Here is an 11,717-nt window from a genome sequence, read left to right on the forward strand (position 1 = left end):
TCGCCCTTGTAGACCTCGTCCTCGGACTTGATCGTGCCCGAGACGACAGGGAATTTGTTGATCAGTTCGCGCCGGTGGTCCTGCAGATAGACCTGCATGAACCGGTCGCCGTTCAGCCAGCGGGCGTAGAGCGGCTGCATATAGCTGCCCAGCCCCTCGTGCAGCCACATGTCGTCGGCGTTGCGGTTGGTCAGCTGGTTTCCGAACCACTCGTGGCTCAGCTCATGGTGCAGCAGCCAGTCGAAGCCGCTGCCGTCCAGCTTGTAGGCGTTGCCGTAGGCGTTGATCGTCTGGTGCTCCATGCCCAGGTGCGGGGTCTCGACCACGCCCATCTTCTCGTCGCCGAAGGGATAGGGGCCGACGGTCGCCTCGTAGAAGTCCATCATCGGCGCGAACTGGTCGAACAGGGCCCGGGCCTTGACCGGGTCGTCGCTGCGCAGATGCCAGTAGGACATGGGCACGGTGTTGCCGAACCGGCTGCGGTAGTCGGACTTCAGCTCGACATACGGCCCGATGTTCAGGGCGATGGCGTAGGTGTTGGGATGGGCCGCGCTCCAGTTCCAGGTCGTCCAGCCGTCGCCGTGATCCACCGTGCCGAGGAAGCGGCCGTTCGACGGCGCCGACAGGTTCGAAGGCACGGTGATGTGCAGATCGACCCGCCCGGGCTCGGCCAGCGGGCTGTCGACACAGGGCCAGAACAGGTCGCAGCCCTCGGGCTGGACGGCGGTGGCGATCCAGGGCGTTCCGTCGGCGGTGTTGGCCCAGACGAAGCCGCCGTCCCAGGGGGCGTTCGGGGCCACGCGCGGCCGGCCGGCGTAGGCGATGCGGACCGAGACCTTTTCGCCGGCCGCCAGCGGACGGGGCAGGGGGATGGTCATCCGGCCTTCGGGATTGGTCCAGCCGGAAACCTCGCGCCCGTCGACCTGCACCGACGAGACGGTCAGCAGGGTGTCCAGCTCGACCACGACGGCGCTGAGCGGCGCCGTGGCGGTGAAGTCCAGCACGGCGACGGCGTCGATCGCCTTGTCGTCGGGCATGACCTTGAGCGACAGGTCGGCCTTGTCGAACGCCATGGCCAGCTGTTCGGGCGTGCGCGGCTGGTCGGTGCCGAGGGTGAAGGCGGTCGATTCCCGCATCGGCGCGACCACGGCGGCGGGTTCGCTCGAGGGGGGCGTGATCGTCCCGGCGGGAGCCGTGGCGCAGGCGGCGAGGGCGAACAGGGAGGCGCCGGACACGGCGGCGCGGCAGGCGATGAAGGACACGAAAAGCTCCCCGACGACAACGGGGTCAGCCTAGACGGGCGCGTCAGTCGCGCAACTCCCCTTTCGTCATCCTCCGACAAGCCGCGCAGCGGCGCAGATCGGGGGACCCAGCGGCGCCGAAGGCGATCTGTCCACGCACGGTGTCCGCGACAGGGTCGCGCTCACGCGCGCCGCTGGGTCCCCCGGTCTTCCCCCGCTTTCGCGGGGGTCGCCGGAGGATGACGAAAGTTAAGGAGCGACCTACATTCCGCGCGCCCTGACCTGCGCCTTCGTCGCCCGCCGGGCCCAGGCCTTGTCGATCTGTTCGCGCAGCCGGTCGTCATCGGCCGCCTCGTAGCGCACCAGCACGGCGGGCCAGCCCTCGTAGTGCGGGGTCTGGAAATAGGTCTGCGGCTCGGTCTCCATCAGGAAGTCGACCGTGCCGGTGTCCAGCGCCAAGGCCAGACTGTCCGGTTCGCGCCCCTCATTGACGATCCAGTGACCGCGCACGCGGACGCAGCGGCCGTCGAACAGGGTGGAATCTTCGGCGCCGGGCTGGGTCAGGGCGTACGCGAACATTTCGTCGCGGGTCATGGCCCGACTGTGCGTCCGCGGCGCGCAAAGAAAAAGGCCGGTGTTTCCACCGGCCTCTTCAAATCTTCAGCGGCGTCGCCCGATCAGGCGGCGGTGGCTTGCTCGGCCAGCTTGGCCTTCACCTGGCGCTTGATGCGCTGGGCGGCGGTCGAGAGCTGCTCGTCCTTGGCCTTGACGATGAACGGGTCAAGCCCGCCCTTGAAGTCCAGGGTGCGCAGGGCGGCGTTCGAGATGCGCAGGCTGAACGACTGGCCCAGGGCTTCCGAGGCGACCTTGACCGTCTTCAGCGACGGCAGGAAGCGGCGCTTGGTCTTGACGTTCGAGTGGCTCACGCTGTGGCCGACCATGGGGCCGATACCGGTGAGTTCGCAGCGACGCGACATCTGACTATCCTTGACGGAGCGGTCCACGAAAACGGCGCGGACGCATGAAACAAAGGCGCGCAGGGATCGGGTCCCCGCGCGAGAGGGGGCCGTATAGTGGAAGTCACCGCGCCGCGTCAAGGCTTGTAGCGGCTTTCAGCGCGTTCAGCCGCCGTTCAATTCCCGCCATATATCGCTTCTATCCATTGCAGCGAGCTCCGCTGCCGAGGTCCGTTCGATGAAGATGTCCGTCCTGCTCCGCGCCGCCCCCGTCCTGATCGGCGCCCTGTTGATGGCGAGCGCCCCCATGGCCGGTCCGGCCGCGCCCGTGCAGTCGGCCGCGCCGCCCGTCCTGCCGGGGTACTGGCAGTACACCACCAGCGCGGTGGGTCAGCGGGACACGGAGACGAAATGCGTGCGCCCCAGCGAGATCAACCGCTTCTTCGGCGGCCTGTCGACGCGCCACTATCGCTGCACCTATCCGACCCGCGAGGTCGGCAACGGCAACGCCCGGTTCGAGGGCAGCTGCGTCTCGCGCAGCGGCCGTCAGGTCCGCGTGCGCCTGAACGGCACCTACCAGCCCGAGCAGTTCAGCTTCAACGGCGGGGCCTCGATCAGGGCCGCCGGCATCTGGAGCCCGTATATTCCCGCGACCATCACCGCCCGCCGTCTGGCGGCGCAGTGCCCGGCCAACGCCGAGTATTTCTGACCGGTCGGCCCGTCGACGGCGGCTAGTCCGCCATCGTCGCGGCCCGGCATTGTCTCAGGTCGTCGACGGTGAGCGCCATTTGCTCCAGGTCGATCCGCTCCCGGCGATCGCCGTCGATCACCGTGAGGTGGGAGGTGGCGGCCAGGTGATCCAGAAATGTGTCGGCCAGGACAAAGGCATGCCCCTGGAGGCCGTCCACCTCCACGCCGATCGATCTCAGGTTTCGGTAGGTGACGCCGGTCAGACCCAGTTCCAGGCCGGGATAGCTTTGATCCGGCGTGGTCGACCAGCCGTCCTTCACGACGCCCAGCAATACGCCTCCGCCCCGCTGCGCCCGCAGTATGACCAGTCTTCGACCGTCCTGATCGTACCGGGAGGTCGCGCATGAACCGCCCTCCACCACAACGCCCCAGCTTCCCGCCCGCCGGTAGGTTTGTGCGGATGCCGGGTCCGGGACGCTGAACCCGACAATGACGGCGGCGGCACAGGCGTAAAAGCGCATCGGTCAAGTTCCCTCGCCCGTCCGCACCCTGACCGCCTGGTCCGGTGCGGTCAATTCGATCGGGGCGCGGCGTCGCAAGCCGACCGTCGTCCCGATGTGCTAGACAGGCAGGGCGCGGTTGCGGCCTTGACGGAGGACGGACAATGACGGGTCGAATTTGGATCCTGCTGGGAGCGTTCGCGCTCGCGGGATGCGCGACCGAGCCGCTTCCCGCGAAGGGAATGGAGCCCATGGTCATGGGATCTGCGGACCGGGGCGCGATCCTCGTGCGGCAGAATTGCGCGGGCTGCCACGCCGTCGAGGGATCCGGGGACAGTCCGATGGTCGCCGCGCCGCCGTTCCGCGACATGGGCCGGCAGTATCCCGTTCAGAACCTGCAGGAAGCCTTCGCCGAGGGACTGGTCACCGCCCATCCCGCCATGCCCGCCTTCGAGTTCGAGCCCGCGCAGATTGCGGATGTGATCGCCTACCTCGAAAACGTCTCCGGGACCGGCCCGGGCCGGTGAATTGAAGAAGGCCCGGGATTGCTCCCGGGCCTTCTTTCGTTTCGGCGATGCGCGTCGAAATCAGGCCGCTTCGGCCTCGGCTTCTTCGGCCGCTTCGGCGGCGGCGATGACCGCCTTCTTGGCGCTCAGCGACTTGGCCAGCAGCTGGACGGCGGCGTCCTTGTCGATGCGGTTGGCCGCGGCGACTTCGCGAGCCATGCGGTCGAGGGCCGATTCATAGAGCTGACGCTCCGAATAGGACTGTTCCGGCTGGCTGTCGGCGCGGTGCAGGTCGCGGACCACCTCGGCGATCGAGATCAGGTCGCCCGAGTTGATCTTGGCTTCGTATTCCTGGGCGCGACGCGACCACATGGTGCGCTTGACGCGGGCGCGGCCCTTGAGGGTCGTCAGGGCCTTGGTCACGACGTCATCGGCGGCCAGCGAGCGCAGACCGGCCGTCTTGGCCTTCTTGGTCGGGACGCGCAGGGTCATCTTCTCGTGGTCGAAGGTCACGACATAGACCTCCAGCGACATGCCCGCGACTTCCTGGGTCTCGACAGCCGCCACCTTGCCGACGCCGTGCGCCGGATAGACGACCGCGTCGCCAACCTTGAATTCCAGACCAGTCTTGTTCGTCATGTCATTCCTTTCCCGGCGCAGGGAGGATGAGACGGTTACGCAAGTGACGGCTGCGCTCTTCGGCGACGGCGGACCGTCGGCGGCGCAGTTCTACTCAGTCGTCAGGAACGGAAACGGATCACCAAACCTCTGGCCGACCCCGCCTTCGTGGGCGGAGTTCTGTCGCAAACGCGGGCGGCGCGAGAAAATCGCTTACCGCCCGACCCAATGACAGGAACCTATCACAAAATTGCGGAAATTCAAAACGTCCACAGCGCTGGCGTGACTGTGCGGGCAAATCCCACCGCCTTGATCCCGGCGGGAGGGCCCCGTCGTGCCGTCAGGAGCCCTTTCCGGGCTTTTCGGAGAAGTATTTCTCGAACTTGCCGGTTTCACGCTCGAACTGTTCCGCGTCGGCCGGAGGCGTGCCCTTGACCGTGATGTTCGGCCAGACCTTGGCGTATTCGGCGTTGACCATCAGCCATTTGCCGTCGGGTTCGTCCTCGGTGTCGGGCACGATGGCGTCGACGGGGCATTCCGGCTCGCAGACGCCGCAGTCGATGCATTCGTCCGGGGCGATGACGAGGAAATTCTCACCCTCGTAGAAGCAGTCGACCGGGCACACCTCGACGCAGTCCATGAACTTACATTTCACGCAGGCGTCGGTGACGATGTAGGTCATTGAATGAAGGGGCGATCGAGAGGGTTGGAGGTCGGGCTGCGCAGATGACCTCCGCGGCCCCGACTGTCAACTCGGTGGGCGGACGTGACGCATGCGGCAGGGGTTGTCGCGGCCGCCGGGCATCCTATCTGTATCTGATGCGATTACAGATCGCCAGATCATCAGAGGATTTCTCCATGCGTTTCATTTCCCACACGACCCTGGCCGCGGCCGCCGCCCTCAGCCTCCTCGCCGGCGGCGCCGTGGTCGCCCAGGCCGCCCTGACCCAGACGCCGGTCGAGGTCCAGGCCGGCGCGTACAAGCTCGATCCCGACCACGGCAAGATCACCTGGTCCGTCGATCACATGGGCTTCTCGACCTATGTCGGCCAGTTCGTGAACGCCCGGGCCGAACTCACCCTGGATCCGGCCAACCCTTCGGCCTCGCGCCTGACGGCGACCATTCCGCTGACCGAGGTCGATTCCAACAACGACGGTCTGGACGGCCACCTGCAGACGGCCGACTTCTTCGACACCGCCAACCACCCGGTCGCCACCTTCGTCTCGCGTTCGGTCACGGTGGACCCCGGTGACGCCTCGGAAGCGACCGTCGTCGGCGACCTGACCCTGCGCGGCGTCACCCGCCCGGTGACCATGGAGGTCGACTTCAACCAGGCCGGCGTCTCGATGGGCGCCTACAAGGCCGGCTTCGACGGCGAGGCGACGATCAAACGTTCGGACTTCGGCATCACCTACGGCCTGCCGGTGCTGGGCGACGAGGTGACCCTGCACATCGAGGGCGAGTTCATCCGCCAGTAGGCGGCTCGCGCTCCACGACGGAATACAGGGCGCGGGCCTCCTCGGGCGGTCCGCGCCTTTCGCCTGTCTGGAGCACCTGCAGCTCGACCAGGCGGCCGCCGAGGGCGAACACCAGACCGTCGCCGACGTGGACGGTGCGGCTGGGCTTGTCGAGCCGGGTCTGGACGCCGTTGTGGGTCAGTCGGATCAGGCCCCGCTCCACCATGGCGGCCGCCAGCGACCGCGTCCTGGCGAAGCGGGCGCGCCACAGCCAGACGTCGATGCGACAGGCCGTCTCGCTCATGCCGTGCCGGCCGAGGGCGACCGGGCGCGGCGCGGGCGGCGGCGTTTGGCGCGGGCGGCCGGGGTCGGCGGCGCCGTCAGCACAGACAGGGCCGCGAACGGAGAATCCTTCACCGGTTTCGGCGCCTGGCCCGGACGGTCGGGCTGGCGGGCGCGGGTGGTCTTGAGAGAGGCGGACAGGCTCCCGGCCTCGGCGGCGGACAGGCCCAGTTCCGTCAGATCCGCGTCGGAGAGCGCGCCATGCCCTTTGGCGCGGCGCTCGGTCATCGCCTCCAGCAGGTCCACGGGCGCGGCGAAGCGGCCGACTGCACGCAGGCCGAGGGCGGACAGGCGGCGCGAGCCCGGAGCGGGCTCGGGCAGCTGCGTCAGGGCCTGACCGCCGGGCCGGAAGGGCTCGCCGGCCGTGAATGCCTGCGCCAGGGCGCGGGGCCGGGCCTTCAGCAGGGCGGGCAGCCAGATTGAATGGGCCCCCATGCGGACGCCGAAGGTCCTCAGCGTGCGGCGCTCGACCTGACTGAGCGCCGCCAGGTCGCGGTCGACCTCGCGGCGGTCGATGATCCCGCCGGCCTCGAGCAGCCGGAAGGCCAGCCCGCGCGGCAGACCCTTCAGGGCGCCGCTCTCGATCGCCGTCTTCAGACGTTTCAGCGGCTTCAGCGCCCGGCCTGCCTCGGCCGCCAGCCAGGCCTCCAGCCGGCGCTGCGCCCGCTCGCGCGCCGCGACGGGGCCGAGTTCGCCCAGCAGCCTGACCCGGGGCGCGAACCAGTCGCCGCCCGTCACCTGCCCCGCCTGCACGCCCCGCCACAGAACCGCGCCGTCGGGCGTGACGCCGAAGGCCTCGTCCGCGTCCGCCGCCAGCCGGCCCAGCCGGCGCGCGATCTCGGGCGTCACCGCCTGACGCGCCGCATGCCGCAGGGCCCGGTCCTCGAGCGCGGAGGAGCCCTTGTCGATCTGGAAGTCGACGCCGGTCAGCCGGCCGACCGCGTGACCCTCGACGATGACCGCGCCTTCCTCGTCGACGTCGGCGACGGCGTCCTCGCGCACGTTCAGGGCCCGCATCAGGGCGGTGGTGCGCCGGTCCACGAAGCGGGCGGTCAGCCGCTCGTGCAGCACGTCGCTCAGCCGTTCCTCCAGCGCCTTGGTGCGGTCGCGCCAGCCTTGCGCCTGATCCAGCCAGTCGGGACGGTTGGCGATATAGCTGAGGGTGCGCACGCCGCTGAGCCGGGCCGACAGCTGGTCGATCTGGCCGTCGTCGCGGTCCAGTTCGGCGAAGCGCGGGGCGATCCACTCCTCCGTCAGCCGGCCGCGTTTCCCGGTCAGGGCCTGGAAGATGTCCTTCGCCAGCCGGCCGTGCTCGTCCAGCGTGGTCTTCTGGAAGTCGGGCAGTTGGCAGGCCTCCCACAGCCGCATGATGGCCCCGCGCGAGCGGCCGATGCGGGCCACCTCCTCGTCCTTGATCAGGCGGCGCAGCAGGGTCTCGTCCAGCGCCGGCTGGGTCAGGGTCAGGCCCGCGCGCCCGGGCGATACGACCAGAGAGCGCAGCAGGTCGGGCAGGGTGTCGAAATCCAGCCGGGCGTTGCGCCATTCGGCCGCCTCGACGGGGTCGAAGCGATGCTCGACCACCTGTTCGACCAGGTCGGGGTCCAGCTCCAGCGACTCGCCGGTGACGCCGAAGGTCCCGTCGCGCAGGTGGCGGCCCGCCCGGCCGGCGATCTGGCCGATCTCGTGGGCGTGCAGCCAGCGGGTGCGGCGGCCGTCGAATTTGCGCAGGCCCGCGAAGGCGACGTGGTCGACCTCCATGTTCAGGCCCATGCCGATGGCGTCGGTGGCGACCAGGAAGTCGACCTCGCCCGACTGGAACAGCTCGACCTGGGCGTTGCGGGTGCGGGGGCTGAGCGAGCCCATGACCACGGCCGCGCCGCCGCGCTGGCGCCGGATCAGTTCGGCGATGGCGTAGACCTGCTCCGTGCTGAAGGCGACGATGGCGCTGCGGGCGGGCAGGCGGGTCAGCTTCTTCGATCCGGCGTAGGACAGGGTCGACAGCCGCTCGCGCGACACGATCTCCACGTCCGGAACCAGCGACCGGATCAGCGGCGCCATGGTCCCCGCGCCCAGGAACATGGTCTCGAACCGGCCGCGGGCGTGCAGCAGCCGCTGGGTGAAGACGTGGCCGCGCTCGGGGTCGGCGACCAGCTGGATCTCGTCGACGGCGAGGAATTCGACCGACCGCTCCATCGGCATGGCCTCGACCGTGCAGACGAAATAGTGGGCGCGGGGCGGGACGATCTTTTCCTCGCCGGTGACCAGGGCGACGGCGGCCGCGCCCCGGCGCCTGACGATGCGGTCGTAGATCTCGCGCGCCAGCAGCCGCAGCGGCAGGCCGATCATGCCGGAGGCGTGGCCCAGCATCCGCTCGACCGCCAGATGGGTCTTCCCGGTATTCGTGGGCCCCAGCACCGCGACGATGCGCGAGGGGGCCTGTCCGGCGCTCCGATCACTCATGATGCTGAAAAGGTGGCGTGTCCCGCCCGGTTCCTCAAGCGGCGCCGCGGCGGCGCGGCGACCTGTAAACAGCGAAGCTTCGATCGGCGGAACAGGGGCGAAACGAATCAGGACCGAATCACCGACACGGCCCGATTCGGGGTTTGTTCCCTACAAGATATTGTATCTTAACGGCTCTTAATCACAAGGCGAAACATCGTTCGCTCAAGGCGAGTCCGGAGGATCCCGCGCGCCGTGGCGGGAAAACGCATCGGACCGCTTCCCCGACGCCGTCCCAGACGCTAGGTCAGCCCTGCGTGGCCCCGTAGCTCAGCCGGATAGAGCAAGGCTTTCCTAAAGCAGAGGTCGGGGGTTCGAGTCCCTCCGGGGTCGCCACCCTCCCCAATACCTTCGGAATCCCGCCGCCGGCGGCGTCATCCATCCACAGGTTTTGGTCGGGACCGCAAGATGGTTTCCCCGTTTACCGGAAACCGCCCCACGTGTCCGGCGCCGTACACCCTCCGATAGAAACAAGTATAAAACTCCCCCTTCCAGCGTAGTGGCGCGTGGCGTTCTTAAGCAGCATCACAGAAATCGCCATGCCAACAAACTTGTTTTTGGTTATGTGGTCGCGACTTTTCTCTTTATTGGTTCAATTTGAAAGTAAGGTACGCATTATTTGCCAAGTAAACTCGTTGTACTTTCTCAATAGGTAGAAACCCCTAGGCTCTCCATCTATATTCCCCTTAGCAACGATGTCACAAATGCGCTCAGACATGGAGGGAAATGCAAATTTTACACTATCATTACTGCGTTAATGCTGTCAGTTAACCAGGACGATAAGGGCCGGATTAAGCTATCAGCGTTCATTCAAGAGCGACGACACAGGTTGAAATCGGGGCTGACTGGACATGCATGCGGGACGAGGGGACGGCGGGTACGGGCATCTGCGCGAAGAGACCGAGGCGGGACACAGCCCTCAGCGGCGCGCGTTCGGGGCGCCGTATGAGAGCGTCACGTTTTCGACCGCGACCCGTTCGCGTTGCGAACTGACGGTCACCCTCGCGTCGCAGCCGGTATTCGACCTGGCCTCCTCGACCCCGATCAGCCAGCGGCTGAAGCGCACCATCCGGCGTTGCGGCGAGCGCTCCATCTTCGAACGCAAGACGCTGGAGCTCGAGGATCTCAGGCAGATCGACATCCTGACCATCGAGCACGGCATGCGTCTGTTGCGGCTGGGGGCGGGGGACACGGCGATCGTTCCGGCCTTCTGGCGCACGCTGTCGGGAGGACGCGGGCCCTATGCGCTGCAATGCGCGGCGGTCCAGCACAGTTCGGAGCCCGGCAGCCTGCTGATCGAGGTCTTCGGCGGTCTGGAGCACACGCCCGTCGACGTCATCGACGAGACCCTCGCGCATTTCCAGACCCAGACCCGCGGCGTCGTCCTGCATATCGCCCCGGACGTCGACACCGCGCGGAGCCTGGCCGGCGTTCACGCCCACTGCCTGGCGATCGACTTCGCCGGGGTGGCGCACGAAGGCGCCCGCGACTGGATCAGCGCCGCGGAACTGGTCGGCGCGGCGCGCAAGATCTGCAGCCAGGTGCTGCTGGTCAATCTGCGGCCGGACCGGGCGCTGGCGGCCCAGGCCGCAGGGGCCACCCACGCCGTCTTCTCGACCCTGGAGCCGCGGTCGCTCTAGGTCAGGCGTCTTCGGCGGGGCCGGGCGGCGGCGCCGGGTCCCGTTTGCGCGTCAGGATCATGCGCAGACTCATCCCCAGCACGACCAGGGGCACGAGGACGAGCAGCCACGACAGGATTCGTTCGATGGTCATGGCCGCGCCCCTCCCTGAGGCGCGGGCACAGGGCGCGTCGCCGCCGGCGAAGTCAAACGAGGGCTAGCGCCACTTCGAGCCCTTGCCGTGCCCGCCGATGCTTTCGAACTCCGGCGGGGCGGCCTTGTGGATGTACTGTTCCGAGACCAGCCAGCCCTTGAGGGGGCGAAGCACGCCCAGACAGCCCAGCACCAGCAACGGCATGGTCACGGCCAGATGCACCCAGATCGGCGGGTGGACGCCGAATTCGAACCACATGAACAGGGCCATGCCCAGCAGGCCGACGAGGCTCATGCCGAAGAAGGCGGGGCCGTCGGCCGGTTCGGCGAAGCCGTAGTCCAGGCCGCAGGCGGGACAGGCTTCGCGGATGGTCAGGAAGCCTCTCAGCAGGGGGCCTTCGCCGCATCGCGGACAGCGGCAGCGCAGACCGGTGGAGAGGGTGCTGAGGCGCGGATACTCGGGGTCGGTCACGATCTCGTCCTGACGGGAAGCCGGACTGCATGTCGGCCTCCGGGGCCGCCTCCGCAACCGGGCCAGTTGTCGCGGGAACGCCCCTGCGGCTCGCGCCGTTCCTCGCCCATGACCGAGACGCTTGGATCAGCCGTGCCCGCCGACATCGAGGCCCTGGTCGACGCCGTGCTGAAGGCCGCCTGCGATCACGGCGTCACCCTGTCCACCGCTGAAAGCTGCACCGGCGGCCTGATCGCCTCGATGCTGACCGATGTCGAGGGCCGCTCCCACGCCTTCGAGCGCGGCTATGTCGTCTATACGGATGAGGCCAAGGCCGAGGAACTGGGCGTCCCCCGCCGGCTGATCGAGCGGAACGGCGCGGTGTCCGAACCGGTGGCCCGGGCCATGGCCGAGGGCGCGTTGAGGGACTCCCGCGCCGGGGTGGCGGTCTCGGTCACCGGCTTCGCCGGCCGGGCCGGTCCGGACGACGAACCGGGACTGGTGCATTTCGCCCTGGCCGCGACCGGCGCGCCCACGCGCCACGAGGAGCATCATTTCGGCGATCGGGGCCGCGGGCCGGTGCGGCTGGAGTGCCTGCGCGTGGCGTTGAGAATGATGCGGGACGCCCTGCCTGGCTGAGGCGGAACGGTCACCAACCGTTAACCGCGTTGTAAGGCCGGTCGC

Annotated in this window: 15 protein-coding genes and 1 tRNA gene; 6 read left to right on the forward strand and 10 right to left on the reverse strand. The window is 68.2% G+C overall.

What is annotated here, in order from left to right:
* The 3 genes from V6M42_RS09540 to rpmB all read right to left on the reverse strand — a co-directional run.
* Nucleotides 1–1,262: M1 family metallopeptidase (locus V6M42_RS09540; protein ID WP_332678328.1), on the reverse strand; the 1,262-nt coding region annotated here is incomplete at its 3' end.
* Nucleotides 1,263–1,502: 240 nt separating this feature from the next.
* Nucleotides 1,503–1,835, reverse strand: a complete 333-nt coding sequence (locus tag V6M42_RS09545; RefSeq protein WP_332678329.1) for an MmcQ/YjbR family DNA-binding protein — start codon at nucleotides 1,833–1,835, stop codon at nucleotides 1,503–1,505.
* Nucleotides 1,836–1,918: 83 nt separating this feature from the next.
* Nucleotides 1,919–2,218, reverse strand: coding sequence for a 50S ribosomal protein L28 (rpmB, locus tag V6M42_RS09550; protein ID WP_332658504.1), 300 nt, complete (start codon nucleotides 2,216–2,218; stop codon nucleotides 1,919–1,921).
* 217 nt (nucleotides 2,219–2,435) lie between these two features.
* Here rpmB and V6M42_RS09555 point away from each other — a divergent pair, with 217 nt between their 5' ends.
* On the forward strand, nucleotides 2,436–2,906 hold the full coding sequence (locus V6M42_RS09555) for a DUF3617 domain-containing protein (RefSeq protein WP_332658502.1): 471 nt from the start codon (nucleotides 2,436–2,438) through the stop codon (nucleotides 2,904–2,906).
* 22 nt (nucleotides 2,907–2,928) lie between these two features.
* On the opposite strand, the gene V6M42_RS09560 is transcribed toward V6M42_RS09555, so the two are convergent.
* Complete coding sequence (locus V6M42_RS09560; protein WP_332678330.1) at nucleotides 2,929–3,408, reverse strand: hypothetical protein; 480 nt, start codon at nucleotides 3,406–3,408, stop codon at nucleotides 2,929–2,931.
* 230 nt (nucleotides 3,409–3,638) lie between these two features.
* Between V6M42_RS09560 and V6M42_RS09565 the strand changes: the two genes are divergently transcribed.
* The gene (locus V6M42_RS09565; RefSeq protein WP_332678331.1) at nucleotides 3,639–3,914 is read left to right on the forward strand and encodes a c-type cytochrome; all 276 of its coding nucleotides are present in this window, start codon (nucleotides 3,639–3,641) and stop codon (nucleotides 3,912–3,914) included.
* A gap of 60 nt (nucleotides 3,915–3,974) precedes the next feature.
* On the opposite strand, the gene V6M42_RS09570 is transcribed toward V6M42_RS09565, so the two are convergent.
* Both V6M42_RS09570 and fdxA read right to left on the reverse strand, forming a co-directional pair.
* Entirely contained in the window at nucleotides 3,975–4,532 is a 558-nt protein-coding gene (locus V6M42_RS09570) for a CarD family transcriptional regulator (RefSeq protein WP_332658499.1), read from the reverse strand.
* Nucleotides 4,533–4,851: 319 nt separating this feature from the next.
* Nucleotides 4,852–5,193 (reverse strand): ferredoxin FdxA, encoded by a 342-nt coding sequence (gene fdxA / locus V6M42_RS09575; protein ID WP_332638601.1) that lies wholly within the window; start codon nucleotides 5,191–5,193, stop codon nucleotides 4,852–4,854.
* A gap of 176 nt (nucleotides 5,194–5,369) precedes the next feature.
* On the opposite strand from fdxA, the gene V6M42_RS09580 reads away from it, so the two are divergent.
* Entirely contained in the window at nucleotides 5,370–5,990 is a 621-nt protein-coding gene (locus V6M42_RS09580; RefSeq protein ID WP_332658497.1) for a YceI family protein, read from the forward strand.
* Here the strand turns inward: V6M42_RS09580 and V6M42_RS09585 are convergent.
* Together V6M42_RS09585 and V6M42_RS09590 are read right to left on the reverse strand one after the other, a co-directional pair.
* Nucleotides 5,977–6,273 (reverse strand): RNA-binding S4 domain-containing protein, encoded by a 297-nt coding sequence (locus tag V6M42_RS09585; RefSeq protein ID WP_332678332.1) that lies wholly within the window; start codon nucleotides 6,271–6,273, stop codon nucleotides 5,977–5,979. The genes V6M42_RS09580 and V6M42_RS09585 overlap by 14 nt on opposite strands.
* Nucleotides 6,270–8,771 carry a helicase-related protein gene (locus tag V6M42_RS09590; protein WP_332678333.1) on the reverse strand — a complete coding sequence of 834 codons (2,502 nt, stop codon included), beginning with the start codon at nucleotides 8,769–8,771 and terminating at the stop codon, nucleotides 6,270–6,272. The genes V6M42_RS09585 and V6M42_RS09590 overlap by 4 nt, the downstream gene beginning before the upstream one ends.
* 298 nt (nucleotides 8,772–9,069) lie before the next feature.
* Here V6M42_RS09590 and V6M42_RS09595 point away from each other — a divergent pair.
* A tRNA-Arg gene (locus tag V6M42_RS09595) sits at nucleotides 9,070–9,146 on the forward strand.
* A 515-nt stretch (nucleotides 9,147–9,661) separates the two neighbouring features.
* Nucleotides 9,662–10,450 (forward strand): hypothetical protein, encoded by a 789-nt coding sequence (locus V6M42_RS09600; RefSeq protein ID WP_332658491.1) that lies wholly within the window; start codon nucleotides 9,662–9,664, stop codon nucleotides 10,448–10,450.
* A 1-nt stretch (nucleotide 10,451) separates the two neighbouring features.
* On the opposite strand, the gene V6M42_RS09605 is transcribed toward V6M42_RS09600, so the two are convergent.
* Nucleotides 10,452–10,583, reverse strand: a complete 132-nt coding sequence (locus tag V6M42_RS09605) for a hypothetical protein (RefSeq protein ID WP_332678334.1) — start codon at nucleotides 10,581–10,583, stop codon at nucleotides 10,452–10,454.
* Between the two features lie 63 nt (nucleotides 10,584–10,646).
* Complete coding sequence (locus V6M42_RS09610; protein WP_332658487.1) at nucleotides 10,647–11,054, reverse strand: DUF983 domain-containing protein; 408 nt, start codon at nucleotides 11,052–11,054, stop codon at nucleotides 10,647–10,649.
* 108 nt (nucleotides 11,055–11,162) lie between these two features.
* Here V6M42_RS09610 and V6M42_RS09615 point away from each other — a divergent pair, with 108 nt between their 5' ends.
* Nucleotides 11,163–11,672 carry a CinA family protein gene (locus tag V6M42_RS09615; protein ID WP_332678335.1) on the forward strand — a complete coding sequence of 170 codons (510 nt, stop codon included), beginning with the start codon at nucleotides 11,163–11,165 and terminating at the stop codon, nucleotides 11,670–11,672.
* Nucleotides 11,673–11,717 lie beyond the last annotated feature (45 nt).

The sequence above is a fragment of the Brevundimonas sp. genome, assembly GCF_036677305.1.
Lineage (GTDB): Bacteria > Pseudomonadota > Alphaproteobacteria > Caulobacterales > Caulobacteraceae > Brevundimonas.

Excerpts from the sequence above, each read along its gene's own strand:
- V6M42_RS09605 (WP_332678334.1), bottom strand. The coding sequence starts at position 10,583 with ATGACCATCGAACGAATCCTGTCGTGGCTGCTCGTCCTCGTGCCCCTG.
- V6M42_RS09590 (WP_332678333.1), bottom strand. The coding sequence starts at position 8,771 with ATGAGTGATCGGAGCGCCGGACAGGCCCCCTCGCGCATCGTCGCGGTG.
- fdxA (WP_332638601.1), bottom strand. The coding sequence starts at position 5,193 with ATGACCTACATCGTCACCGACGCCTGCGTGAAATGTAAGTTCATGGAC.
- V6M42_RS09565 (WP_332678331.1), top strand. The coding sequence starts at position 3,639 with ATGGTCATGGGATCTGCGGACCGGGGCGCGATCCTCGTGCGGCAGAAT.
- V6M42_RS09600 (WP_332658491.1), top strand. The coding sequence starts at position 9,662 with ATGCATGCGGGACGAGGGGACGGCGGGTACGGGCATCTGCGCGAAGAG.
- V6M42_RS09570 (WP_332658499.1), bottom strand. The coding sequence starts at position 4,532 with ATGACGAACAAGACTGGTCTGGAATTCAAGGTTGGCGACGCGGTCGTC.
- V6M42_RS09585 (WP_332678332.1), bottom strand. The coding sequence starts at position 6,273 with ATGAGCGAGACGGCCTGTCGCATCGACGTCTGGCTGTGGCGCGCCCGC.
- rpmB (WP_332658504.1), bottom strand. The coding sequence starts at position 2,218 with ATGTCGCGTCGCTGCGAACTCACCGGTATCGGCCCCATGGTCGGCCAC.
- V6M42_RS09560 (WP_332678330.1), bottom strand. The coding sequence starts at position 3,408 with ATGCGCTTTTACGCCTGTGCCGCCGCCGTCATTGTCGGGTTCAGCGTC.
- V6M42_RS09615 (WP_332678335.1), top strand. The coding sequence starts at position 11,163 with ATGACCGAGACGCTTGGATCAGCCGTGCCCGCCGACATCGAGGCCCTG.
- V6M42_RS09555 (WP_332658502.1), top strand. The coding sequence starts at position 2,436 with ATGAAGATGTCCGTCCTGCTCCGCGCCGCCCCCGTCCTGATCGGCGCC.
- V6M42_RS09545 (WP_332678329.1), bottom strand. The coding sequence starts at position 1,835 with ATGACCCGCGACGAAATGTTCGCGTACGCCCTGACCCAGCCCGGCGCC.
- V6M42_RS09580 (WP_332658497.1), top strand. The coding sequence starts at position 5,370 with ATGCGTTTCATTTCCCACACGACCCTGGCCGCGGCCGCCGCCCTCAGC.